General features: G+C 56.4%; 12 protein-coding genes, 1 tRNA gene and 3 rRNA genes. 6 read left to right on the forward strand and 10 right to left on the reverse strand.

Translation table 11 applies throughout. The features are described 5' to 3' along the window. The first annotated feature begins 1 nt into the window (after position 1). The 3 genes from LGL98_RS23655 to LGL98_RS23665 all read left to right on the forward strand — a co-directional run bounded on the left by LGL98_RS23655 (position 2) and on the right by LGL98_RS23665 (position 2,933). Complete coding sequence (locus LGL98_RS23655; RefSeq protein ID WP_002884590.1) at positions 2-826, forward strand: PTS system mannose/fructose/sorbose family transporter subunit IID; 825 nt, start codon at positions 2-4, stop codon at positions 824-826. A gap of 72 nt (positions 827-898) precedes the next feature. Beyond that, entirely contained in the window at positions 899-2,131 is a 1,233-nt protein-coding gene (gene sorE, locus LGL98_RS23660; protein WP_008807323.1) for an L-sorbose 1-phosphate reductase, read from the forward strand. Next, entirely contained in the window at positions 2,124-2,933 is an 810-nt protein-coding gene (locus tag LGL98_RS23665) for a shikimate 5-dehydrogenase (protein ID WP_136029699.1), read from the forward strand. Before sorE ends, LGL98_RS23665 begins: the two co-directional genes overlap by 8 nt. Positions 2,934-3,022: 89 nt before the next feature. Here the strand turns inward: LGL98_RS23665 and LGL98_RS23670 are convergent, their stop codons facing one another. Both LGL98_RS23670 and metH read right to left on the reverse strand, forming a co-directional pair. After that, complete coding sequence (locus tag LGL98_RS23670; protein ID WP_136029697.1) at positions 3,023-4,654, reverse strand: Na/Pi cotransporter family protein; 1,632 nt, start codon at positions 4,652-4,654, stop codon at positions 3,023-3,025. A gap of 130 nt (positions 4,655-4,784) precedes the next feature. Next, positions 4,785-8,468, reverse strand: a complete 3,684-nt coding sequence (gene metH / locus LGL98_RS23675; protein WP_136029695.1) for a methionine synthase — start codon at positions 8,466-8,468, stop codon at positions 4,785-4,787. A 194-nt stretch (positions 8,469-8,662) separates the two neighbouring features. Here metH and iclR point away from each other — a divergent pair, with 194 nt between their 5' ends. After that, positions 8,663-9,493: a glyoxylate bypass operon transcriptional repressor IclR gene (iclR, locus tag LGL98_RS23680; RefSeq protein WP_004206826.1), complete on the forward strand. Its 831-nt coding sequence runs from the start codon at positions 8,663-8,665 to the stop codon at positions 9,491-9,493. Positions 9,494-9,516: 23 nt separating this feature from the next. Here the strand turns inward: iclR and aceK are convergent, their stop codons facing one another. The 4 genes from aceK to metA form a co-directional block, all read right to left on the reverse strand. After that, the gene (aceK, locus tag LGL98_RS23685; RefSeq protein WP_136029693.1) at positions 9,517-11,280 is read right to left on the reverse strand and encodes a bifunctional isocitrate dehydrogenase kinase/phosphatase; all 1,764 of its coding nucleotides are present in this window, start codon (positions 11,278-11,280) and stop codon (positions 9,517-9,519) included. A 102-nt stretch (positions 11,281-11,382) separates the two neighbouring features. Continuing rightward, positions 11,383-12,687: an isocitrate lyase gene (gene aceA / locus LGL98_RS23690; protein WP_136029902.1), complete on the reverse strand. Its 1,305-nt coding sequence runs from the start codon at positions 12,685-12,687 to the stop codon at positions 11,383-11,385. 79 nt (positions 12,688-12,766) lie between these two features. After that, positions 12,767-14,368: a malate synthase A gene (aceB, locus tag LGL98_RS23695; RefSeq protein ID WP_023291609.1), complete on the reverse strand. Its 1,602-nt coding sequence runs from the start codon at positions 14,366-14,368 to the stop codon at positions 12,767-12,769. 260 nt (positions 14,369-14,628) lie between these two features. After that, the gene (metA, locus tag LGL98_RS23700; RefSeq protein ID WP_004206830.1) at positions 14,629-15,558 is read right to left on the reverse strand and encodes a homoserine O-acetyltransferase MetA; all 930 of its coding nucleotides are present in this window, start codon (positions 15,556-15,558) and stop codon (positions 14,629-14,631) included. A 156-nt stretch (positions 15,559-15,714) separates the two neighbouring features. Between metA and LGL98_RS23705 the strand changes: the two genes are divergently transcribed. Beyond that, the gene (locus LGL98_RS23705) at positions 15,715-16,170 is read left to right on the forward strand and encodes an acetyltransferase (RefSeq protein WP_136029692.1); all 456 of its coding nucleotides are present in this window, start codon (positions 15,715-15,717) and stop codon (positions 16,168-16,170) included. Positions 16,171-16,358: 188 nt separating this feature from the next. Here the strand turns inward: LGL98_RS23705 and rrf are convergent. The 4 genes from rrf to LGL98_RS23725 all read right to left on the reverse strand — a co-directional run bounded on the left by rrf (position 16,359) and on the right by LGL98_RS23725 (position 21,356). Then, positions 16,359-16,474 (reverse strand): 5S ribosomal RNA (gene rrf / locus LGL98_RS23710). 97 nt (positions 16,475-16,571) lie between these two features. Further along, positions 16,572-19,473, reverse strand: a 23S ribosomal RNA gene (locus LGL98_RS23715). A 182-nt stretch (positions 19,474-19,655) separates the two neighbouring features. After that, a tRNA-Glu gene (locus LGL98_RS23720) sits at positions 19,656-19,731 on the reverse strand. Positions 19,732-19,816: 85 nt separating this feature from the next. Further along, positions 19,817-21,356: ribosomal RNA gene (locus LGL98_RS23725) — 16S ribosomal RNA — on the reverse strand. The 16S, 23S and 5S rRNA genes sit together here with 1 tRNA gene alongside, the layout of an rRNA operon. 628 nt (positions 21,357-21,984) lie before the next feature. Here LGL98_RS23725 and purH point away from each other — a divergent pair. Beyond that, positions 21,985-23,574 carry a bifunctional phosphoribosylaminoimidazolecarboxamide formyltransferase/IMP cyclohydrolase gene (gene purH, locus LGL98_RS23730; RefSeq protein WP_136033043.1) on the forward strand — a complete coding sequence of 530 codons (1,590 nt, stop codon included), beginning with the start codon at positions 21,985-21,987 and terminating at the stop codon, positions 23,572-23,574. Positions 23,575-23,579: the final 5 nt, after the last annotated feature.

The following is a 23,579-nucleotide window of genomic DNA, read 5'->3' on the forward strand; positions in this document are numbered from 1 at the left end:
AATGGAACAGAAAAAAATCACGCAAGGCGACCTGGTAAGCATGTTTCTCCGCTCCAACCTTCAGCAGGCCTCCTTTAATTTCGAACGTATTCATGGCCTGGGATTTTGCTACGACATGATCCCAGCGATCAAACGCCTGTATCCGCTCAAAGCCGATCAGGTCGCGGCGCTGAAGCGTCATCTGGTGTTCTTTAATACCACGCCGGCGGTGTGTGGCCCGGTGATCGGCGTCACCGCCGCCATGGAGGAGGCCCGGGCCAACGGCGCGGCCATTGACGATGGCGCTATCAACGGCATCAAAGTGGGTCTGATGGGCCCGCTGGCCGGCGTCGGCGACCCGCTGGTCTGGGGCACGCTGCGGCCGATTACCGCGGCCCTCGGCGCCTCGCTGGCCCTCTCCGGCAATATTCTGGGGCCTTTGTTATTTTTCTTTATTTTCAACGCAGTGCGATTGGCAATGAAGTGGTATGGCCTGCAGCTGGGCTTCCGTAAGGGGGTCAATATCGTCAGCGATATGGGCGGTAACCTGCTGCAGAAGCTGACCGAAGGCGCCTCCATTCTCGGCCTGTTTGTCATGGGGGTGCTGGTGACCAAATGGACCACCATCAATGTGCCGTTGGTGGTGTCCCAAACGCCCGGTGCAGACGGCGCCACCGTCACCATGACCGTCCAGAACATCCTCGATCAGCTCTGCCCCGGCCTGCTGGCGCTGGGCCTGACGCTACTGATGGTGCGTCTGCTGAATAAGAAAGTGAATCCAGTCTGGCTGATTTTCGCCCTGTTCGGCTTAGGCATTATCGGCAACGCGCTCGGCTTTCTATCCTGATTATTCCGCCCCGGCGATGCCGGGGTGACGTCAACAACATAGCCCCGAAAGATGAAGGGGATGAGGTGGTTTATGCAAACAACAACGGCTCTGCGCCTGTATGGCAAACGTGACCTGCGCCTGGAAACCTTTACCCTCCCGGCGATGCAGGACGATGAGATCCTCGCTCGGGTGGTCACTGACAGCCTGTGCCTTTCTTCATGGAAAGAGGCCAATCAGGGTGCCGATCATAAAAAGGTGCCAGATGATGTGGCCACCAGGCCTATTATTATCGGTCATGAATTCTGCGGCGAAATCCTTGCCGTCGGTAAAAAGTGGCAGCATAAGTTTCAGCCAGGGCAGCGCTACGTGATCCAGGCCAACCTACAGTTGCCCGACCGGCCCGACTGTCCCGGCTACTCGTTCCCATGGATCGGTGGTGAAGCCACCCATGTGGTGATCCCCAACGAGGTGATGGCGCAGGACTGTCTGCTCACCTGGGAGGGGGATACCTGGTTTGAAGGATCGCTGGTCGAGCCGCTCTCCTGCGTCATTGGCGCTTTCAACGCCAACTATCATCTGCAGGAGGGGAGTTACAACCACGTGATGGGGATCCGTCCGCAGGGACGCACCCTGATCCTGGGCGGGACGGGGCCGATGGGGCTGCTGGCCATCGACTATGCGCTACACGGCCCCATCAATCCTTCACTACTGGTAGTGACCGATACCAATAAGCCGAAGCTCAGCTACGCCCGCCGTCATTACCCCTCTGAGCCGCAGACGCTGATCCACTACCTCGACGGCCATGAGGCCAGTCGCGATACGCTGCTGGCGCTCAGCGGCGGCCATGGCTTCGACGATATCTTCGTGTTTGTGCCAAACGAACAGCTGATCACCCTGGCCTCCTCGTTGCTGGCCCCGGACGGCTGCCTGAATTTCTTTGCTGGCCCCCAGGATAAGCAATTCAGCGCCCCAATCAACTTCTATGACGTGCACTACGCCTTTACCCACTACGTCGGCACCTCCGGCGGCAATACTGACGATATGCGCGCCGCGGTGGCGCTGATGCAGGCGAAAAAGGTCCAGACGGCGAAAGTGGTCACCCATATTCTCGGCCTGAATGCCGCGGGCGAAACCACCCTCGATCTGCCTGCCGTCGGCGGGGGGAAAAAGCTGGTGTATACCGGAAAAGCTTTCCCGCTCACGCCGCTGGGCGAGATCGCCGATCCCGAACTGGCAGCGATTGTGGCGCGTCACCATGGGATCTGGTCCCAGGAGGCTGAGGCGTATCTGCTGGCCCACGCAGAGGATATTACGCATGATTAACCGCGATACGCTGCTGTGTATCTCTCTGGCGGGTCGCCCCGGCAACTTCGGCACCCGCTTTCATAACTATCTGTATGACAAGCTGGGGTTGAACTACCTCTACAAAGCCTTTACGACAACGGATATTGAGGCGGCGGTAAAAGGGGTTCGCGCGTTGGGTATCCGCGGATGTGCAGTCTCCATGCCGTTTAAAGAGAGCTGCATACCGTTTCTTGACGCGATCGATCCGTCGGCAAAAGCCATCGACTCCGTCAACACCATTGTCAATGACGACGGGAAGTTAACCGGGCTAAACACCGATTACATCGCGGTTAAAAGCCTGATCGCCAGCCATCGGCTCGATACCAACGCCAGAGTAATGATTCAGGGTAGCGGCGGTATGGGGAAAGCCGTCATAGCTGCCTTCCGTGATGCCGGTTTTCGCGACGTGATCATTGCGGCCCGCAATCGCCAGCGCGGCCTGGCGCTGGCAAAACAGTATGGTTTCCAGTGGCAGCCCCTGCCGGAAGGGATCGCAGCTGAGATTCTGGTCAATGTCACACCGCTGGGCATGGCGGGGGGAGAGGAAAGCACCACGCTGGCATTCAGTCCGGCCATGGTGGCCCAGGCCAGCGTCGTGTTTGACGTGGTCGCATTGCCGGCAGAAACTCCGCTGATTCGCCTGGCGCAGCAACGGGGTAAGCAGACCATTAGCGGCGCGGAAGTCATTGCCCTGCAAGCTGTCGAGCAGTTCGCCCTTTATACCGGCGTACGGCCGGATAATGCGCTGGTGGCAGAAGCCTCGGCGTTTGCCAGAAGCTAGTATATCCCTCCCGGGAAAGACGTCAGCCACCTCCCGGGAGGGCTATCGCGCCACAAAAGAAGCGACAAAAACGGGGAAAATAATCCGTCTCAGTAGTCATCCCGTTCGTCGTCTTCATCCGGCTGCTCCATCACGCTGTAGGCCACTGAACAAAACAGGCTGTTCAGGCGCTTCATATCCCCCAGCAGCGCCAGGTGCAGCGTACTGGTTTCGATACTCTGCACGTTCTGCTGATGCAGACGGTCAACGTGCGCATGTGAGTAGCGGCGGTTAAGAATGCGGAACCGGTGTTTGCTGCGTCGCAGGCGACGGGCGCTGGGCACATCGCTGGAGAAGAAGACCGACATCGCCAGCTGCAAATTGCTGAGCAGCAGATCGTACAGCGCATCCAGCTCCTTTAACCCTTCCACCGAGAAAGCGCGTCGCGCCGCCAGCGATTTATCGGCGATCTCGCTGCCCATCCGCTCGACGATATCGGAGGCCTGCTCGAGGTTTAGCGACATCTCAATAATTTCCGCCCAGCGCCGGGATTCCTCTTCCGCCAGCTCATCCTTTGGCATCCGAGCCAGATAGAGCTTAATGGCGGTGTAGAGGACGTTGATATCGTCCGCCATGCGGCGCAGCTCTTTCTCCTGACGCGGTTCGCCATGCATCACCTTATGCAGGCTCTCCAGCATCTGCTCCATCGCATCACCAATGCGCAGCGTCTCGCGCGCGGCATTGGCCAGCGCCAGCGCCGGGGTATCCAGCGCCGACGGGTCGAGATGCTTGGGTTTGAGATGGTTATCCAGCTCGGGCTCATCGCGGATCAGACGCTGGCACAGCTTCGCCATCGGCCCGGCGAAGGGCACCATCGCGATGCAGCGCAGCAGGTTGTAAAAGACGTGGAAGTAGATAACCAACTCGGACTCCGCCAACGGCAGCTTGTGCATCACCGCGGCCAGCGGATGGACGAACGGCAGAATAATCAGGCTCCCCACCAGCTTAAACAGCAGGCTGCCCAACGCCACCCGGCGCGCTGCCGCGTTGGCCGCGCTGTTGTTGAGCATCGCTAACAGCCCCGATCCCAGGTTGGCGCCAATCACCAGACACAGCGCCACCGGGAAAGAGATCGCTCCCGCCGCAGTCAGCGTCGCGGTCAGCAACACCGCCGCCAGGCTGGAGTAGCTGATGATCGCAAATACGGCGCCAATCAAGGCATCCAGCATGATATCTCCGGTCAGCGAGGCAAAAATCACCTGCACGCCGTTGGCCTGGGTTATGGGATGTACGGCCTGGACAATCAGCTCCAGGGCCAACAGGATCAGCCCCAGACCGATCCCCACTCGCCCCAGCTGCCCGGCGCGGGTCTGCTTGCGGCCAAGGAAGAAAATTACCCCGATAAATATCAGCAGCGGCGACAGCCACGACAGGTCGAAGGTCAGTACCCTCGCCATCAGCGCCGTCCCGACGTCGGCCCCCAGCACCATCACCAGCGCTGGCGTCAGGCCCACCAGATCCTGGGCGACAAACGAGGTCACCAGCATGGTGGTGGCATTGCTGCTTTGCACCAGCGCAGTGACGCCAAGACCCGCGCAGAAGGCGAGCGGCTTTTTCTCTACGCTGCTACTGAGAACGGTACGCAGGCGAGCGCCATAGACGCGCATCACCCCGGTACGCACGATATGCGTGCCCCACACCAGCAGAGCAACCGCGGACAACAGGTGTAGCAGAGTTAACACGGAATCAGCTTCTCCTTATCGTTATAGGTTTTCCGAAGATCAGGAACCTCTCTCAGTATAAGGGGTTAACCTCAATAAAGAGACAAGGCGCTCACAGAGCGCCTTGTTTGTTGTAAGGAAAGGTGACGATTTAGTCGGCATCATAGCCCAGATTAGGCGCTAACCAGCGTTCGACTTCCGCCGGCGTCATTCCTTTACGCAGCGCGTAGTCTTCGACCTGGTCGCGCTGGATCTGCGCCACGGCGAAGTACTTGCTGTCCGGATGGCTGAAGTACCAGCCGGAAACCGATGCGCCCGGCCACATGGCGAACGATTCGGTGAGCTTCATGCCGGTATGGGCTTCCACGTCCAAAAGCTGCCAGATGGTCCCTTTTTCGGTGTGCTCCGGACAGGCCGGATACCCCGGCGCTGGACGGATCCCTTGGTAGTTCTCGCGAATAAGTTCCTCATTGCTGAGGTTCTCATTGGCCGCATATCCCCAGTAGACCTTGCGCACTTTCTCGTGCAGATACTCGGCGAAGGCTTCCGCCAGACGATCGGCGATGGCTTTGATCATGATCTTGTTATAGTCGTCGTGCTGCGCTTCATAGGCGTCCGCCAGCGCGTCCTCTTCCAGGCCGCCGGTGACGGCGAAGGCACCGATGTAGTCCGCTTTGCCGCTCAGCTTCGGCGCGACAAAATCGGCAAGGCAGTAGTTGGCAAAGCCGACCTTCTCCGTCTGCTGGCGCAGGTGATGGCTCACCGTCAGTACGTGGGTGCGGGTTTCATCGCGATAGATTTCAATATCGTCGCCCACGCGGTTGGCCGGGAACAGACCCACCACGCCGCGCGGGTTCAGGGTTTTCTCTGCGCTCAGCTTATCCAGCAGCTCGTTAGCGTCTTTGAACAGGCGCTGCGCCTCTTCCCCTACCACTTCATCTTCCAGAATGCGCGGATATTTACCCGCCAGCGACCAGGTCATGAAGAACGGCGTCCAGTCGATGTAGTTGCGCAGGGTCTCGATACTGGCTTCCACCGTCTGTACCCCCAGACGATGAGCCACCGGCGGTGTGTAGCTCTCCCAGTCAAAGGCCAGATCGTTTTCCCGTGCGGCGGCCAGGGTCACCGGCGGCGTGCGCGGTTTTTTACGTCCATGCTGGATACGCACGGTCTCATACTCTTTGCGCGTGCGGGCGACAAACTCATCGCGCTGCGTATCCGAGAGCAGCGCAGCCACCACCCCGACGGTGCGCGAGGCGTTCTGTACGTAAACGGTCGGGCCGCTGTAGTTCTGCTCGATTTTCACCGCCGTATGCGCTTTCGAGGTAGTCGCGCCGCCTATCAGCAGCGGGATGGTAAAGCCCTGGCGCTCCATCTCTTTCGCCACGTTAACCATCTCGTCCAGTGACGGGGTAATCAGCCCGGAAAGACCGATCAGATCCGCGTTCACCTCTTTGGCGGTTTTGAGAATTTTGTCCGCCGGGACCATCACGCCAAGATCGATGATTTCGTAGTTATTACACTGCAGCACCACGCCGACGATGTTTTTGCCGATGTCGTGAACGTCACCTTTTACCGTGGCAATCACCATTTTGCCGTTACTGGAGCCCTGCTCTTTACTGGCTTCAATAAACGGCTCAAGGTAGGCCACCGCCTGTTTCATTACGCGGGCGGATTTCACCACCTGAGGCAGGAACATTTTGCCTTCGCCGAACAGATCGCCGACCACGTTCATGCCGTCCATCAGCGGCCCTTCAATCACCTCAATCGGGCGGGCAGCCTGCTGACGCGCTTCTTCGGTGTCCTGTTCGATAAATTCGGTAATGCCCTTCACCAGCGAATATTCGAGACGCTTTTTCACGTCCCAACTGCGCCATTCCGCCTGCTGAGCATTCGCGCCGTCGTCAACTTTGCTGCCGCGATATTTTTCCGCCAGCTCAAGTAACCGTTCGGTACTGTCATCGCGGCGGTTGAGGATCACGTCTTCGACCGCGTCGCGCAGCTCGCCCGGGAGGTCATCATAGATGGCCAGCTGACCGGCGTTGACGATCCCCATGTCCATGCCGTTGCGGATCGCATAGTAGAGGAACACGGCGTGGATCGCCTCACGTACCGGGTCGTTACCGCGGAACGAGAACGACACGTTGGAGACACCGCCGGAAATCAGCGCATGCGGCAGCTCGCGTTTGATGTCTTCGCAGGCGCCGATAAAGTCCTGCGCATAGTTGTTATGCTCTTCGATACCGGTCGCTACCGCAAAGATATTGGGGTCAAAGATGATATCTTCTGGCGGGAAGCCGACCTCTTCGGTGAGAATTTTGTAAGCGCGACGGCAGATCTCAATTTTGCGTTCGCGGGTGTCGGCCTGGCCCACTTCGTCAAAGGCCATCACCACTACCGCGGCGCCATAACGGCGCACCAGCTTCGCATGGTGGATAAAGGGTTCGACGCCCTCTTTCATCGAAATCGAGTTAACGATGCCTTTGCCCTGAATACATTTCAGGCCCTTTTCAATGACTTCCCACTTGGAGGAGTCAATCATGATCGGCACGCGGGCAATGTCCGGCTCGCCAGCAATCAGGTTGAGGAAGCGCACCATCGCCGCTTCCGCGTCGAGCATCCCCTCGTCCATGTTGATATCGATAATCTGCGCGCCGCTTTCCACCTGCTGACGGGCAACGTCCAGCGCTTCGCTGTACTTCTCTTCTTTGATCAAGCGTTTAAATTTCGCCGAGCCGGTGACGTTGGTACGTTCACCGACGTTAACGAACAGGCTGTCGTCGCCGATGTTCAGCGGCTCCAGACCGGCGAGGCGGCAGGCCACCGGAATTTCCGGCAACTGACGCGGCGGCAGGCCCGCTACCGCCCGGCTCATGGCGGCGATATGCTCCGGAGTCGTACCGCAGCAGCCGCCGACGATATTGAGGAAACCGGCTTCCGCCCATTCGCGGATCTGCGCCGCCATAGTGTCGGCGTCCAGATCGTATTCGCCGAAGGCGTTGGGCAAACCGGCGTTCGGGTGCGCGGTGACGTAGCATTCGGCGATGCGCGACAGCTCCTGAACGTACTGGCGCAGTTCATCCGGCCCAAGGGCGCAGTTAAGACCAAACGATAAAGCTTCGGCGTGGCGCAGCGAGTTATAGAAAGCTTCGGTGGTCTGCCCGGAAAGCGTGCGGCCAGAGGCATCGGTAATGGTGCCGGAGATCATTAGCGGCAGGTCAACGCCCAGCGCCTCCAGCTCCTCTTTCACCGCATAGATAGCCGCTTTGGCGTTCAGGGTGTCAAATACCGTTTCAATCAGGATCAGATCCACACCACCTTCCACCAGCGCCCGGGTGGATTCGCGATAGGCGGCCACCAGCTGGTCAAAGGTAATATTACGGAACGCCGGATCGTTCACATCAGGCGAGATAGAGGCGGTACGGTTGGTCGGGCCAAGCACGCCCGCGACATAGCGCGGTTTGTCCGGCGTGCGGGCCGTCCAGGCGTCGGCGCTGGCGCGGGCCAGCTTCGCCGCCGCAAAGTTGATCTCCGCCGACAGGGATTCCATCTGGTAATCCGCCATCGCGATGGTCGTCGAGTTAAAGGTGTTGGTCTCGATGATATCCGCGCCGGCCTCGAAATAGGCGTCGTGGATCTCGCGGATCACCTCGGGCTTGCTGAGCACCAGCAGGTCGTTGTTGCCTTTCAGGTCGCACGGCCAGTCAGCAAAGCGCTCACCGCGAAAGTCCTGCTCACTCAGACGATAGCCCTGGATCATGGTGCCCATGCCCCCATCCAGAACCAGAATACGTTCTTTTAACTGCTGATGCAGTTGCTCAACTTTGCTGCTCACACTTGCTCCCGACAACGCTCAACTCAGGCCAAATAGCCAACGAACCATACTGGCACAAACCACCGGAGCGGAAAAGACAACAACGGGCAATATGAGACATGTTCAGCTTCACTCCTCCGATGAGTCTGGTTGTGATTGCATTCTCGCCAAATAAAACGAAAATTATTTCCACGATACAGAAAAAGGAGTCCGCGATGGCCACTACCCCCGTTCCCGCGAAACGCGGCAGAAAACCCGCGGCTGCCACTGCCCAGCAGGCTGGCGGTCAGGTTCAGTCGCTGACCCGCGGCCTGAAATTGCTCGAATGGATTGCCGAGTCCCACAGCAGCGTCGCGCTGACCGAACTGGCGCAGCAGGCCGGTCTGCCCAACTCCACCACTCACCGTCTGCTGACCACCATGCAACAGCTGGGCTTCGTCCGCCAGGTGGGCGAGCTGGGTCACTGGGCCGTCGGGGCACATGCTTTCGTAGTCGGCAGCAGCTTTCTACAAAGCCGCAATCTGCTGGCCATTGTCCACCCGATCCTGCGCCAGCTGATGGAAGATTCCGGTGAAACGGTGAATCTGGCGGTGCTCGACCAGAGCGACCACCAGGCGATCATTATCGACCAGGTGCAGTGCACCCAGCTAATGCGGATGTCGGCGCCGATCGGCGGTAAACTGCCGATGCACGCTTCCGGCGCCGGGAAGGCGTTCCTCTCGCAGTTGAGCGAAGAGCAGGTTACCAGCCTCCTGCACCGTAAAGGGCTGCATGCCTATACGCATGCCACGCTGGTCTCCCCGCTGCATCTGAAGGAAGATTTAGCCCAGACCCGCAAGCGGGGCTACTCTTTCGATGATGAGGAACACGCGCTCGGCCTGCGCTGTGTAGCCGCCTGCATTTACGATGAACACCGCGAACCGTTCGCGGCAATCTCCATCTCCGGTCCCATCTCACGCATGACCGATGACCGGGTGACCGAGCTGGGCGCGCTGGTGATCAAAGCGGCGAAGGAAGTGACGCTGGCGTATGGCGGGGTTAAATAAAGAAAATGCCCCACAGGGGCATTTTAAGTAGGCCTGATAAGCGTAGCGCCATCAGGCAGATCGGCGCCATAGCGCACGCTAAAGCGCTGCTTGCGCCGGTAGGCGTAGACATCTTCCACATGGCCGTTTTTAATCCGCGTCTGCAGTTCGCGCCAGTAGTCGGCGCGCAGCAGGTCGGCATGCATCTCCTCAAACAGCGGCCCAATGCGCGGGTCAGCGCACAGCCAGTGGCGGAACTCCTCCGGGAAAACATCGCCCGGCGAGACGCTATACCACGGCTCGCTGGCCAGCTCATCCTCCGGATAGCGCGGCGGCGGGATATGACGGAAATTCACTTCCGTCATATAGCAGATTTCATCATAGTCGTAGAACACCACCCGGCCATGGCGGGTGACGCCGAAGTTTTTAAACAACATATCGCCAGGAAAGATATTGGCGGCGGCCAGCTGGCGGATAGCATTGCCATACTCTTCTACCGCATCACGTAATGCCTGACCGTTAACCTGCTCCAGCCACAGGTTGAGCGGCACCATTCGCCGTTCAATATACAGATGGCTGATGACGATGCGGTCGCCAAGATCGGTGAGTTTGTTCCCCGCTTCCGCCTGCAGCAGCGCCAGCAGCGCTGGCGCGATTTGCCGTTTATCCAGCACGAAATTTTCAAACTCCTGGGTATCCGCCATCCGCCCGACGCGGTCATGTTCCTTTACCAGCTGATAGCAGGCGCGCACGTGGGCGGCGGTCATCTCTTTCTGCGGCGCGAAGCGGTCTTTGATCACCTTAAACACCCGGTCAAACCCCGGCAGGGTAAACACCAGCATCACCATCCCGCGAATGCCCGGCGCTTCAATAAACTGCTCATCGCAGCGAGTAATGTAGTGTAGATATTCGCGATAGCTTTCGGTTTTGGCATGCTTCTGACAGCCAATCGCCATATACAGCTCGGCCGTCGTTTTACCCGGCAAGATCTCGCGCAGCCATTCCACCAGGGCGCCGGGCAGTGGCGCATAAACCATAAAATAGGAACGCGCGAAGCCAAAAACGATACTCGCTTCGGCATGGGTTGTGAGGCAGGTATCGACAAACAGCTCGCCCTCGTCGCTGCGGTGGATCGGCAGCAAAAAAGGCAGCGTCGCCATCGGCATGACCAGTTTGCCCACCAGCCAGGCGGCTTTATTCCGGTAGAACAGCTCATTGGCGACCTGCAGATGACAGCTGGCGAGCAGTTCCTCCCCCAGCGCTTCCTGCAGACTGGCAATGATATAGCCGATATCCCGCGCTTTGTTCTGCCACGGCAGCCGCAGCGGCAGATCGGACAGTACTTTACCCAGCAGGTGCGACCAACCGCGTTCCGGAAAGAAATCTTTCGCCAGCGGTCGCGGAAGGGTACGAAAGGGTCGCTCGGGCTGCGAGCTGAAAATAAAGAGCCGTTCGGGGGTCAGCGAGCGGTGGTCAAACAGCCGGCAGTAGACTGAATTGAAAAAGCTCTCAGCAATTTCAAAACGAGGGTAATCCGGCAACAGTTGGGTGTATTGTTGTTTCACCCGCAAAAGAAAATCGACATCGGTGCTTTTCCCTTCGGTGATGCAGCGCAGCTGCTCTACTACCAGGCCCACGTGGTGGTCGTAGAGATGGATCCGCTGCTTCATCGCCTGCTGCACCGCGTGCCAGTCAGCCTGTTCAAAGCGCTGCTGCGCGCCGGAGGTCACCTCGAGGAAACGCCCGTACTGGGCGTCAAATCCCTGCAATATCGTTTGGGCAATCAGTAATTCCAGACCACGCGTCATCGCTCTCCCCCATCCGGCACCACGTCATGCCGGATGGCGCGCTCGCTTATCCGGCCTGCGTCCCTTCACAGGCCCGGTCAGCGTCGCGCCACCGGGCATGGCTTAAAACTGATCTTCTTCGGTCGAGCCGGTCAGCGCTGTTACCGACGAGGTGCCGCCCTGGATAATGGTGGTGACCTTGTCGAAGTAGCCGGTGCCCACCTCCTGCTGATGCGAGACGAAGGTGTAGCCTTCCGGCCCGGCGGCGAATTCCGGCTGCTGCACTTTCTCAACATAGTGGCGCATCCCCTCACCCTGAGCGTAGGCATGCGCGAGGTCGAACATGTTGAACCACATGCTGTGGATCCCGGCGAGGGTAATAAACTGGTATTTGTATCCCATGTCCGACAGCTGCTGCTGGAAGCTGGCGATGGTTTTATCATCGAGATTTTTCTTCCAGTTAAACGACGGGGAGCAGTTATAGGCCAGCAGTTTGCCCGGGAAACGCGCATGGATAGCCTCGGCAAAGCGGCGCGCCTGCTCAAGATCCGGTTTCGACGTTTCACACCACACCAGATCGGCATACGGCGCGTAGGCCAGCCCGCGGCTGATCGCCTGCTCGATCCCGGCGTGGGTGCGGAAGAACCCTTCGCTGGTGCGATCCCCGGTAATAAACTCACGATCGTACGGATCGCAGTCAGAGGTAATTAAATCGGCCGCGTCAGCATCGGTACGGGCGATCACCAGCGTCGGAACTCCCATCACGTCGGCCGCCAGACGCGCTGCCACCAGCTTCTGAATCGCCTCCTGGGTCGGGACCAGCACTTTACCGCCCATATGGCCGCACTTCTTCACCGATGCCAGCTGATCTTCGAAGTGAACAGCCGCTGCACCGGCTTCAATCATCGATTTCATCAGCTCAAAGGCATTAAGGACGCCGCCAAAACCGGCTTCCGCATCCGCCACGATCGGCAGGAAGTAGTCGATAAAGCGCGGATCGTTCGGCTCAATCCCGGCTGACCACTGGATCTGATCGGCGCGGCGGAAGGTATTGTTGATCCGATCCACCACCGCCGGTACCGAGTTGGCGGGATACAGCGATTGATCCGGATACATGCTGGACGCCAGGTTAGCATCCGCGGCAACCTGCCAGCCGGAGAGATAAATGGCTTCGATGCCGGCCTTCGCCTGCTGCAAGGCCTGGCCGCCGGTCAGCGCGCCGAGACTGTTGATGTACCCTTTCTTCGCCTCACCGTGCAGCAGACGCCACATTTTCGCCGCGCCAAGCTGCGCCAGCGTGCATTCCGGATTCACCGAGCCGCGTAACTTCACCACCTCTTCCGCGCTGTACGGGCGGGTAATACCTTCCCAGCGCGGGTTCGTCCACTCTTTGTTTAATTCTTCGATTTGTTGGGTACGGGTTTTCATGTGCAGATGCTCCATATAATTTCCTGGCTCCCCAGGCTCATTGGTGAAGGACTAAATGGCGAACAACACAATCTGGCGATTAGGCCAGCAGGCGGTAGCCCGGTAATGTCAGAAAATCAATCAGTTCGTCAGAGGTGGTGATCTGCTCCATCAGCCGCGCCGCATCGTCAAAGCGGCCATGGCTGAAGCGGTGCTCTCCCAGCTCCTCCTGAATCACCATCAGTTCTTCCGCCAGCCACTGGCGGAACAGCGCCTTAGTGACCGGGGTACCGTCGTTCAGGGTTTTCTGATGATGGATCCATTGCCAGATAGAGGTGCGCGAGATCTCGGCCGTCGCGGCGTCTTCCATCAGGCCATAAATCGGTACGCAGCCGTTGCCGGAGATCCAGGCTTCGATGTACTGCACCGCCACGCGAATGTTGGCGCGCATCCCGGCTTCAGTGCGCTCGCCCTCGCAGGGAGCCAGCAACTGTTCAGCGGTAATTGGCGCATCCTCGCTTCGGGTGACCGAGAGCTGATTCGGCTTATCGCCGAGCACGCGGTTAAACACCGCCATGGCGGTATCCGCCAGTCCCGGATGGGCGATCCAGGTGCCATCGTGACCGTTGTTGGCCTCCAGCTCTTTGTCGGCGGTGACTTTATTCAGCACCTGACGGTTACGTTCGGCCTCTTTGCTCGGGATAAAGGCCGCCATGCCGCCCATCGCAAATGCGCCGCGTTTGTGGCAGGTCTTAATCAACAAACGTGAGTAGGCGCTGAGGAACGGTTTATCCATCGTCACCACCTGGCGGTCAGGCAGGACGCGGTCTGGATGGTTTTTCAGCGTCTTGATATAGCTGAAGATGTAGTCCCAGCGGCCGCAGTTCAGGCCGACGATGTGATCGCGCAGCGCATGCAGGATCTCGTCCATCTGGAACACCGCCGGCAGCGTCTCAATCAGCAGCGTGGCCTTGATGGTGCCGCGCGGCAGATCAAAACGATCTTCCGTAAAGCTGAAGACATCGTTCCACCATGCCGCTTCCTGCCAGGCCTGAGTTTTTGGCAGATAGAAGTAGGGACCGCTCCCCTTCGCCAGCAGCGCCTGGTAGTTATGAAAGAAATAGAGCGCAAAATCGAACAGGCTGCCGGGGATGGCCTCATTACGCCATGTCACATGCTTTTCCGGCAGGTGCAGGCCGCGCACACGGCATACCAGCACAGCGGGATTGGGCTGCAACTGATAGATTTTGCCGGCCTCGTTGGTGTAGCTGATGGTCCCGTTTACGGCATCGCGCAGGTTGATTTGACCATCAATGACTTTGCGCCAGTCAGGCGCCAGCGAATCCTCAAAGTCCGCCATAAAGACTTTGACGTTGGCATTCAGCGCGTTAATGACCATCTTGCGCTCGACGGGGCCGGTGATTTCAACGCGGCGATCCTGCAAATCAGCCGGGATACCGCGAATAGTCCAGTCACCATTTCTAATGGAAGCAGTTTCCGAAATAAAATCCGGAAGCTGCCCATCGTCAATAGCCTGCTGTTGCTGCAAACGCGCGGCCAGCAGCTTATTGCGCGCCGGCGTAAAGCGGCTCACCAGTTCCGTCAGAAATTCTACCGCCTCAGGCGTTAAGATCTGCTTCTCCTGCTCGCCATAGGGCTGACTAAAGGCCAGTTCATCGGTGATTGTCGCCTGCTGCGTCATTATGCTGCTCCTCTTGGTTGATCCGCTGGAAGCGAGCGAAAGATCGTTGTGCAGTTTTCGCTCAGCACAATTAAGACTACTCAATTAATTTTCAAAATCAAAAACAATTTCCATTTTAATTTTAAATTATCATTAACACATTGATAACAATGAAATTAAAGTTATCATCGTGCATGAAGTGAATTTCGGAAATAAAAAAGGCACCCGAAGGTGCCAGAGGCAAAATGCTGAAACGCTTTAGGATCGTCTCACATAGAGTATTATTCCAGCGTCGGATTCATATGACGCAGATCGTATGGCGTAATCTGGTAGACGTAATAGTTAAGCCAGTTAGCGAACAACAGATTGCCGTGGCTGCGCCAGGTGGCGCGCGGTTTGTTCTGCGGGTCGTTTTGCGGGAAATAATTATGAGGTACCTCAGGATTCAAACCGGCTTCCACATCGCGGAAATATTCACTTGCCAGGGTATTGGCATCGTACTCCGGGTGGCCGGTGACAAAGGCGATACGCTTATCTTTACTGGCGAACAGATACGCATCGCCCTCTTCCGTCTCCGCGAGGATCTCGAGATCGGTATAGTCACGGATAAGCCCTGCCGGAAAGTCAGCATAGCGTGAGTGTGGGGCGAGGAAAGAGTCGTCAAAACCACGGGTCAGTAAGGCGTGCGGATGAAGAATATGGTGTTCATAAACGCCGGAAATCTTTTCGGCGCGGGTCTGCTTGGGAATGCCGTACAGAATGTTCAGCGCGGCCTGAACCGCCCAACAGACGAACAGCGTCGAAGTGACGTGATCCTTGGCCCACTCAAGCACCTGTTTGATCTGCGGCCAGTAAGCAACATCGTTAAACTCAACCAGACCTAAGGGAGCGCCAGTGACGATCAGTCCGTCAAAGTTCTGATCGCAGATCTCATCGAAATTACAGTAAAAGTTATTCAGATGCTCCGCTGGGGTATTACGTGACTCGCGCGCATCGATACGTAATAACTGGATATCCACCTGCAGCGGAGAGTTCGACAGCAGACGCAGGAACTGATTCTCCGTCTCGATTTTCTTCGGCATCAGGTTGAGGATTAACACCTTCAGGGGGCGGATTTCCTGAGTCGTTGCACGTGTTGTCGTCATCACAAAGACGTTTTCATTGCGCAAGAAATTGACGGCTGGCAGCTCGTCCTGCACCCGAATTGGCATAACTCTATTACCTCATAGCATACGTATAAACGTTTAGACATCCAGATAGCTGAAGATAACCAGGAATCGGGTGAATGTCGAGTCTGCATGTTCACGGTGAGAAAATTTCACGGCGCACATTGAGTTAGAATATAAGAATGAATAAAAGGAGAAAATATGGTTATTAGCATCCGCCGTTCCCGGCCTGATGAAGGGGATAAACTGATTGCGATATGGTGTCGATCGGTCGACGCCACCCACGACTTTCTGTCAAAAGCGTATCGAAAGGAGCTGGAGGAGATGGTACGCGCATTTTTACCGGAGGCTCCGCTGTGGGTGGCGGTTAATACGGAAGACCAGCCGATCGCCTTTATGCTGCTGACGGGAGATCATATGGATGCGCTGTTCGTCGATCCAGATGTCCGCGGCTGCGGCGTGGGGAAATTGCTGATTGAGCATGCGCTGTCGTTAACGCCGAAGCTGACGACCAACGTAAATGAGCAGAATGAGCAAGCGGTCGGGTTTTATCAGAAGATGGGTTTTAGGGTGACAGGACGCTCTGAAACGGACGATCTGGGGCAACCGTATCCGTTATTGAATTTGATACACGAGCAGCAGGCTGAAGCAGACTAAGATTGACGTCGCAACTGCTGCCCCTTAGACAGGGGCCTCCCCGGAGGCGGTGCTGCGCACCTTGTCCGGGCTACGGTTTTGTAGCCCCGGTAAGCGCAGCGCCACCGGGGGAGGCATGCCGGCACGCTGGCCGGACGACAGAAACGCAAAAAGCCCATCCGGCAGGATGGGCTCTTCACTTGTTTGATGCCTGGCAGTTCCCTACTCTCACATGGGGAGACCCCACACTACCATCGGCGCTACGGCGTTTCACTTCTGAGTTCGGCATGGGGTCAGGTGGGACCACCGCGCTAGTGCCGCCAGGCAAATTCTGTTTTATCAGCCCGTCTTTAAGACGTACTGATTAATCTGTATCAGAGCTGAAAATTCTCTCAAATCCGCCAAAACATCTTCGGCGTTGTAAGGTTAAGCCTCACGGTTCATTAGTACCGGTTAGCTCAACGCATCGCTGCGCTTACACACCCGGCCTATCAACGTCGTCGTCTTCAACGTTCCTTCAGGAGACTCAAAGTCTCAGGGAGAACTCATCTCGGGGCAAGTTTCGTGCTTAGATGCTTTCAGCACTTATCTCTTCCGCATTTAGCTACCGGGCAGTGCCATTGGCATGACAACCCGAACACCAGTGATGCGTCCACTCCGGTCCTCTCGTACTAGGAGCAGCCCCCCTCAATTCTCCAGCGCCCACGGCAGATAGGGACCGAACTGTCTCACGACGTTCTAAACCCAGCTCGCGTACCACTTTAAATGGCGAACAGCCATACCCTTGGGACCTACTTCAGCCCCAGGATGTGATGAGCCGACATCGAGGTGCCAAACACCGCCGTCGATATGAACTCTTGGGCGGTATCAGCCTGTTATCCCCGGAGTACCTTTTATCCGTTGAGCGATGGCCCTTCCATTCAGAACCACCGGATCACTATGACCTGCTTTCGCACCTGCTCGCGCCGTCACGCTCGCAGTCAAGCTAGCTTATGCCATTGCACTAACCTCCTGATGTCCGACCAGGATTAGCTAACCTTCGTGCTCCTCCGTTACGCTTTGGGAGGAGACCGCCCCAGTCAAACTACCCACCAGACACTGTCCGCAACCCGGATTACGGGTCGACGTTAGAACATCAAACATTAAAGGGTGGTATTTCAAGGTTGGCTCCACGCAGACTGGCGTCCACGCTTCAAAGCCTCCCACCTATCCTACACATCAAGGCTCAATGTTCAGTGTCAAGCTATAGTAAAGGTTCACGGGGTCTTTCCGTCTTGCCGCGGGTACACTGCATCTTCACAGCGAGTTCAATTTCACTGAGTCTCGGGTGGAGACAGCCTGGCCATCATTACGCCATTCGTGCAGGTCGGAACTTACCCGACAAGGAATTTCGCTACCTTAGGACCGTTATAGTTACGGCCGCCGTTTACCGGGGCTTCGATCAAGAGCTTCTCCTTACGGATAACCCCATCAATTAACCTTCCGGCACCGGGCAGGCGTCACACCGTATACGTCCACTTTCGTGTTTGCACAGTGCTGTGTTTTTAATAAACAGTTGCAGCCAGCTGGTATCTTCGACTGGTCTCAGCTCCGTCCGCAGGGACTTCACCTACACACCAGCGTGCCTTCTCCCGAAGTTACGGCACCATTTTGCCTAGTTCCTTCACCCGAGTTCTCTCAAGCGCCTTGGTATTCTCTACCTGACCACCTGTGTCGGTTTGGGGTACGATTTAATGTTACCTGATGCTTAGAGGCTTTTCCTGGAAGCAGGGCATCTGTCACTTCAGTACCGTGGTACCTCGTCATCACACCTCAGCCTTGATTATCCGGATTTGCCTGGATAACCAGCCTACATGCTTAAACCGGGACAACCGTCGCCCGGATGACATAGCCTTCTCCGTCCCCCCTTCGCAGTAACACCAAGTACAGGAATATTAACCTGTTTCCCATCGACTACGCCTTTCGGCCTCGCCTTAGGGGTCGACTCACCCTGCCCCGATTAACGTTGGACAGGAACCCTTGGTCTTCCGGCGAGCGGGCTTTTCACCCGCTTTATCGTTACTTATGTCAGCATTCGCACTTCTGATACCTCCAGCAACCCTCACAGGTCACCTTCGCAGGCTTACAGAACGCTCCCCTACCCAACAACACATAGTGTCGCTGCCGCAGCTTCGGTGCATGGTTTAGCCCCGTTACATCTTCCGCGCAGGCCGACTCGACCAGTGAGCTATTACGCTTTCTTTAAATGATGGCTGCTTCTAAGCCAACATCCTGGCTGTCTGGGCCTTCCCACATCGTTTCCCACTTAACCATGACTTTGGGACCTTAGCTGGCGGTCTGGGTTGTTTCCCTCTTCACGACGGACGTTAGCACCCGCCGTGTGTCTCCCGTGATAACATTCTTCGGTATTCGTAGTTTGCATCGGGTTGGTAAGTCGGGATGACCCCCTAGCCGAAACAGTGCTCTACCCCCGAAGATGAATTCACGAGGCGCTACCTAAATAGCTTTCGGGGAGAACCAGCTATCTCCCGGTTTGATTGGCCTTTCACCCCCAGCCACAAGTCATCCGCTAATTTTTCAACATTAGTCGGTTCGGTCCTCCAGTTAGTGTTACCCAACCTTCAACCTGCCCATGGCTAGATCACCGGGTTTCGGGTCTATACCCTGCAACTTAACGCCCAGTTAAGACTCGGTTTCCCTGCGGCTCCCCTATACGGTTAACCTTGCTACAGAATATAAGTCGCTGACCCATTATACAAAAGGTACGCAGTCACACCCGAAGGTGCTCCCACTGCTTGTACGTACACGGTTTCAGGTTCTTTTTCACTCCCCTCGCCGGGGTTCTTTTCGCCTTTCCCTCACGGTACTGGTTCACTATCGGTCAGTCAGGAGTATTTAGCCTTGGAGGATGGTCCCCCCATATTCAGACAGGATACCACGTGTCCCGCCCTACTCTTCGAGTTCACAACCTGTGCATTTTGGTGTACGGGACTATCACCCTGTACCGTCGGACTTTCCAGACCGTTCCACTAACACACAAGCTGATTCAGACTCTGGGCTGCTCCCCGTTCGCTCGCCGCTACTGGGGGAATCTCGGTTGATTTCTTTTCCTCGGGGTACTTAGATGTTTCAGTTCCCCCGGTTCGCCTCGTTAACCTATGTATTCAGTTAACGATAGTGCAACGAATTGCACTGGGTTTCCCCATTCGGACATCGCCGGTTATAACGGTTCATATCACCTTACCGACGCTTTTCGCAGATTAGCACGTCCTTCATCGCCTCTGACTGCCAGGGCATCCACCGTGTACGCTTAGTCGCTTAACCTCACAACCCGAAGATGTTTCACTTCTGATTGCGAAAATTTGAGAGACTCGAACACACTTAAACAGTGTGTCGTTTCAATTTTCAGCTTGATCCAGATTTTTAAAGAGCAAATATCTCAAACATCACCCAAAGATGAGTTTTGAGATATATCGGCACGCGTCTTTCACTCACGAACCAGCAAGTGGCGTCCCCTAGGGGATTCGAACCCCTGTTACCGCCGTGAAAGGGCGGTGTCCTGGGCCTCTAGACGAAGGGGACACTGAAGTCTCAATCGCAAGACGCCTTGCTTCTTTACGTTCATCAGACAATCTGTGTGAGCACTACAAAGGCAGGTTCTTTAAGGTAAGGAGGTGATCCAACCGCAGGTTCCCCTACGGTTACCTTGTTACGACTTCACCCCAGTCATGAATCACAAAGTGGTAAGCGCCCTCCCGAAGGTTAAGCTACCTACTTCTTTTGCAACCCACTCCCATGGTGTGACGGGCGGTGTGTACAAGGCCCGGGAACGTATTCACCGTAGCATTCTGATCTACGATTACTAGCGATTCCGACTTCATGGAGTCGAGTTGCAGACTCCAATCCGGACTACGACATACTTTATGAGGTCCGCTTGCTCTCGCGAGGTCGCTTCTCTTTGTATATGCCATTGTAGCACGTGTGTAGCCCTGGTCGTAAGGGCCATGATGACTTGACGTCATCCCCACCTTCCTCCAGTTTATCACTGGCAGTCTCCTTTGAGTTCCCGGCCGGACCGCTGGCAACAAAGGATAAGGGTTGCGCTCGTTGCGGGACTTAACCCAACATTTCACAACACGAGCTGACGACAGCCATGCAGCACCTGTCTCACAGTTCCCGAAGGCACCAAAGCATCTCTGCTAAGTTCTGTGGATGTCAAGACCAGGTAAGGTTCTTCGCGTTGCATCGAATTAAACCACATGCTCCACCGCTTGTGCGGGCCCCCGTCAATTCATTTGAGTTTTAACCTTGCGGCCGTACTCCCCAGGCGGTCGATTTAACGCGTTAGCTCCGGAAGCCACGCCTCAAGGGCACAACCTCCAAATCGACATCGTTTACGGCGTGGACTACCAGGGTATCTAATCCTGTTTGCTCCCCACGCTTTCGCACCTGAGCGTCAGTCTTTGTCCAGGGGGCCGCCTTCGCCACCGGTATTCCTCCAGATCTCTACGCATTTCACCGCTACACCTGGAATTCTACCCCCCTCTACAAGACTCTAGCCTGCCAGTTTCGAATGCAGTTCCCAGGTTGAGCCCGGGGATTTCACATCCGACTTGACAGACCGCCTGCGTGCGCTTTACGCCCAGTAATTCCGATTAACGCTTGCACCCTCCGTATTACCGCGGCTGCTGGCACGGAGTTAGCCGGTGCTTCTTCTGCGGGTAACGTCAATCAACAAGGTTATTAACCTTATTGCCTTCCTCCCCGCTGAAAGTGCTTTACAACCCGAAGGCCTTCTTCACACACGCGGCATGGCTGCATCAGGCTTGCGCCCATTGTGCAATATTCCCCACTGCTGCCTCCCGTAGGAGTCTGGACCGTGTCTCAGTTCCAGTGTGGCTGGTCATCCTCTCAGACCAGCTAGGGATCGTCGCCTAGGTGAGCCGTTACCCCACCTACTAGCTAATCCCATCTGGGCACATCTGATGGCATGAGGCCCGAAGGTCCCCCACTTTGGTCTTGCGACGTTATGCGGTATTAGCTACCGTTTCCAGTAGTTATCCCCCTCCATCAGGCAGTTTCCCAGACATTACTCACCCGTCCGCCGCTCGTCACCCGAGAGCAAGCTCTCTGTGCTACCGCTCGACTTGCATGTGTTAGGCCTGCCGCCAGCGTTCAATCTGAGCCATGATCAAACTCTTCAATTTAAGTTTGATGCTCGTGAATTAAACTTCGTAATGAATTACGTATGTTCACTCAGAGACTTGGTATTCATTTTTCGTCCGAGGACGTTAAGAATCCATGTCACTTTGAGTGCCCACACAGATTGTCTGATAAATTGTTAAAGAGCAGTTGCGACGCGCTTTAGCGCTCTGTCGCGAGGTGGCGTATATTACGCTTTCCTCTTTCAGAGTCAACCCTGAATTTCAGGATTTTTCTCTTCAACCGAACCGGCTGTTTGTGTGAAGTGATTCACATCCGCCGTGTCGATGGAGGCGCATTATAGGGAGTTCTCGAGCGTCCGCAATAGAAAAATGGCAGAAAAATGACTGACTGCTGCATTCCCCAGCAAAACCCCGCTTTATACCTCGTTACACACAGAATTATCCACAGGAGAGCGTAAAAACATGACCGCTAGCCCCGTGGATCGCCAGCTATATAGAAGGAGAATCACCGGCCTGGAGAGAAACATAAAAATTCGCGAGCGTTGCGCAAACGTTTTCGTTACAATGCCGCGCTATGACACGGATGCCCGGTTGGGTGCGTTAGGTGAGTTTTTAGGCAAAAACTCACCTAACGCTCTCTGTAATGTTCAAATCCTGGGGATTTAATACCATGCAACAACGTCGTCCAGTCCGCCGCGCTCTGCTCAGTGTTTCTGACAAGGCCGGTATCGTCGAATTCGCGCAGGCGCTTTCCGCTCGTGGTGTCGAGCTGCTGTCCACCGGCGGCACCGCTCGCCTGCTGGCAGATAAAGGTCTGCCGGTAACCGAAGTCTCTGACTACACCGGTTTCCCGGAAATGATGGATGGACGCGTGAAGACCCTGCATCCGAAAGTGCACGGCGGCATCCTCGGTCGTCGCGGTCAGGATGACGGCATCATGCAGCAGCACGGGATCGCGCCTATCGATATGGTGGTCGTTAACCTCTACCCGTTTGCCCAAACCGTCGCTCGCGAAGGCTGCTCACTGGAAGACGCGGTGGAAAACATCGATATCGGCGGCCCGACCATGGTCCGCTCCGCAGCGAAGAACCATAAAGATGTCGCTATCGTAGTGAAGAGCAGCGACTACGAGTCCATCATTAATGAGATGGACGCTAACGAAGGTTCCCTCACGCTGGAAACCCGCTTCGATCTCGCCATTAAAGCCTTCGAACACACCGCCGCGTATGACAGCATGATCGCTAACTACTTCGGCAGCATGGTTCCGGCCTATCACGGCGAAAGCAAAGAAGCCGCTGGCCGCTTCCCACGCACCCTGAATCTGAATTTCATTAAGAAGCAGGATATGCGCTACGGCGAAAACAGCCACCAGCAGGCTGCCTTCTATATAGAAGAGAATGTCAAAGAAGCCTCCGTGGCGACCGCCACTCAGCTGCAGGGCAAAGCGCTCTCCTATAACAACATTGCCGATACCGATGCGGCGCTGGAGTGCGTGAAAGAGTTCAACGAACCGGCCTGCGTTATCGTTAAGCATGCCAACCCATGCGGCGTGGCCGTCAGCGACTCGATCCTCGACGCCTACGATCGCGCTTACAAAACCGACCCAACCTCCGCGTTCGGCGGCATCATTGCCTTTAACCGCGAGCTGGATGCTGAAACCGCGCAGGCGATCATCTCTCGCCAGTTCGTCGAAGTGATCATCGCGCCATCCGCCAGCGAAGAAGCGCTGAAAATCACCGCCGCGAAGCAGAACGTTCGCGTACTGACCTGCGGCCAGTGGGATACTCGCGTTGCTGGCCTCGATTTCAAACGCGTTAATGGCGGTCTGCTGGTTCAGGACCGCGATCTCGGCATGGTCACCGCAGGTGAACTGCGCGTGGTCAGCAAACGTCAGCCAACCGAGCAGGAACTGCGCGATGCGCTGTTCTGCTGGAAAGTGGCGAAATTCGTCAAATCCAACGCCATTGTGTATGCCAAAGATAATATGACCATCGGCATAGGCGCCGGCCAGATGAGCCGCGTCTACTCGGCGAAAATTGCCGGGATTAAAGCCGGTGACGAAGGTCTGGAAGTGAAAGGTTCCGCCATGGCCTCTGACGCTTTCTTCCCGTTCCGCGACGGCATCGATGCCGCAGCCGCAGTGGGCATCACCTGTGTTATCCAGCCGGGTGGGTCTATCCGTGACGACGAAGTGATTGCCGCCGCTGACGAACACGGCATCGCCATGATCTTCACCGACATGCGCCACTTCCGCCATTAATTCAT

The organism is Klebsiella africana (assembly GCF_020526085.1).
In the GTDB taxonomy this organism is placed as follows: Bacteria; Pseudomonadota; Gammaproteobacteria; order Enterobacterales; family Enterobacteriaceae; genus Klebsiella; species Klebsiella africana.

What these genes read in the sequence shown, in the direction of transcription:
- LGL98_RS23655 (WP_002884590.1), top strand. Translation starts at nt 2, where the DNA reads ATGGAACAGAAAAAAATCACGCAAGGCGACCTGGTAAGCATGTTTCTC.
- sorE (WP_008807323.1), top strand. Translation starts at nt 899, where the DNA reads ATGCAAACAACAACGGCTCTGCGCCTGTATGGCAAACGTGACCTGCGC.
- LGL98_RS23665 (WP_136029699.1), top strand. Translation starts at nt 2,124, where the DNA reads ATGATTAACCGCGATACGCTGCTGTGTATCTCTCTGGCGGGTCGCCCC.
- iclR (WP_004206826.1), top strand. Translation starts at nt 8,663, where the DNA reads ATGGCCACTACCCCCGTTCCCGCGAAACGCGGCAGAAAACCCGCGGCT.
- aceK (WP_136029693.1), bottom strand. Translation starts at nt 11,280, where the DNA reads ATGACGCGTGGTCTGGAATTACTGATTGCCCAAACGATATTGCAGGGA.
- aceA (WP_136029902.1), bottom strand. Translation starts at nt 12,687, where the DNA reads ATGAAAACCCGTACCCAACAAATCGAAGAATTAAACAAAGAGTGGACG.
- aceB (WP_023291609.1), bottom strand. Translation starts at nt 14,368, where the DNA reads ATGACGCAGCAGGCGACAATCACCGATGAACTGGCCTTTAGTCAGCCC.
- metA (WP_004206830.1), bottom strand. Translation starts at nt 15,558, where the DNA reads ATGCCAATTCGGGTGCAGGACGAGCTGCCAGCCGTCAATTTCTTGCGC.
- LGL98_RS23705 (WP_136029692.1), top strand. Translation starts at nt 15,715, where the DNA reads ATGGTTATTAGCATCCGCCGTTCCCGGCCTGATGAAGGGGATAAACTG.
- purH (WP_136033043.1), top strand. Translation starts at nt 21,985, where the DNA reads ATGCAACAACGTCGTCCAGTCCGCCGCGCTCTGCTCAGTGTTTCTGAC.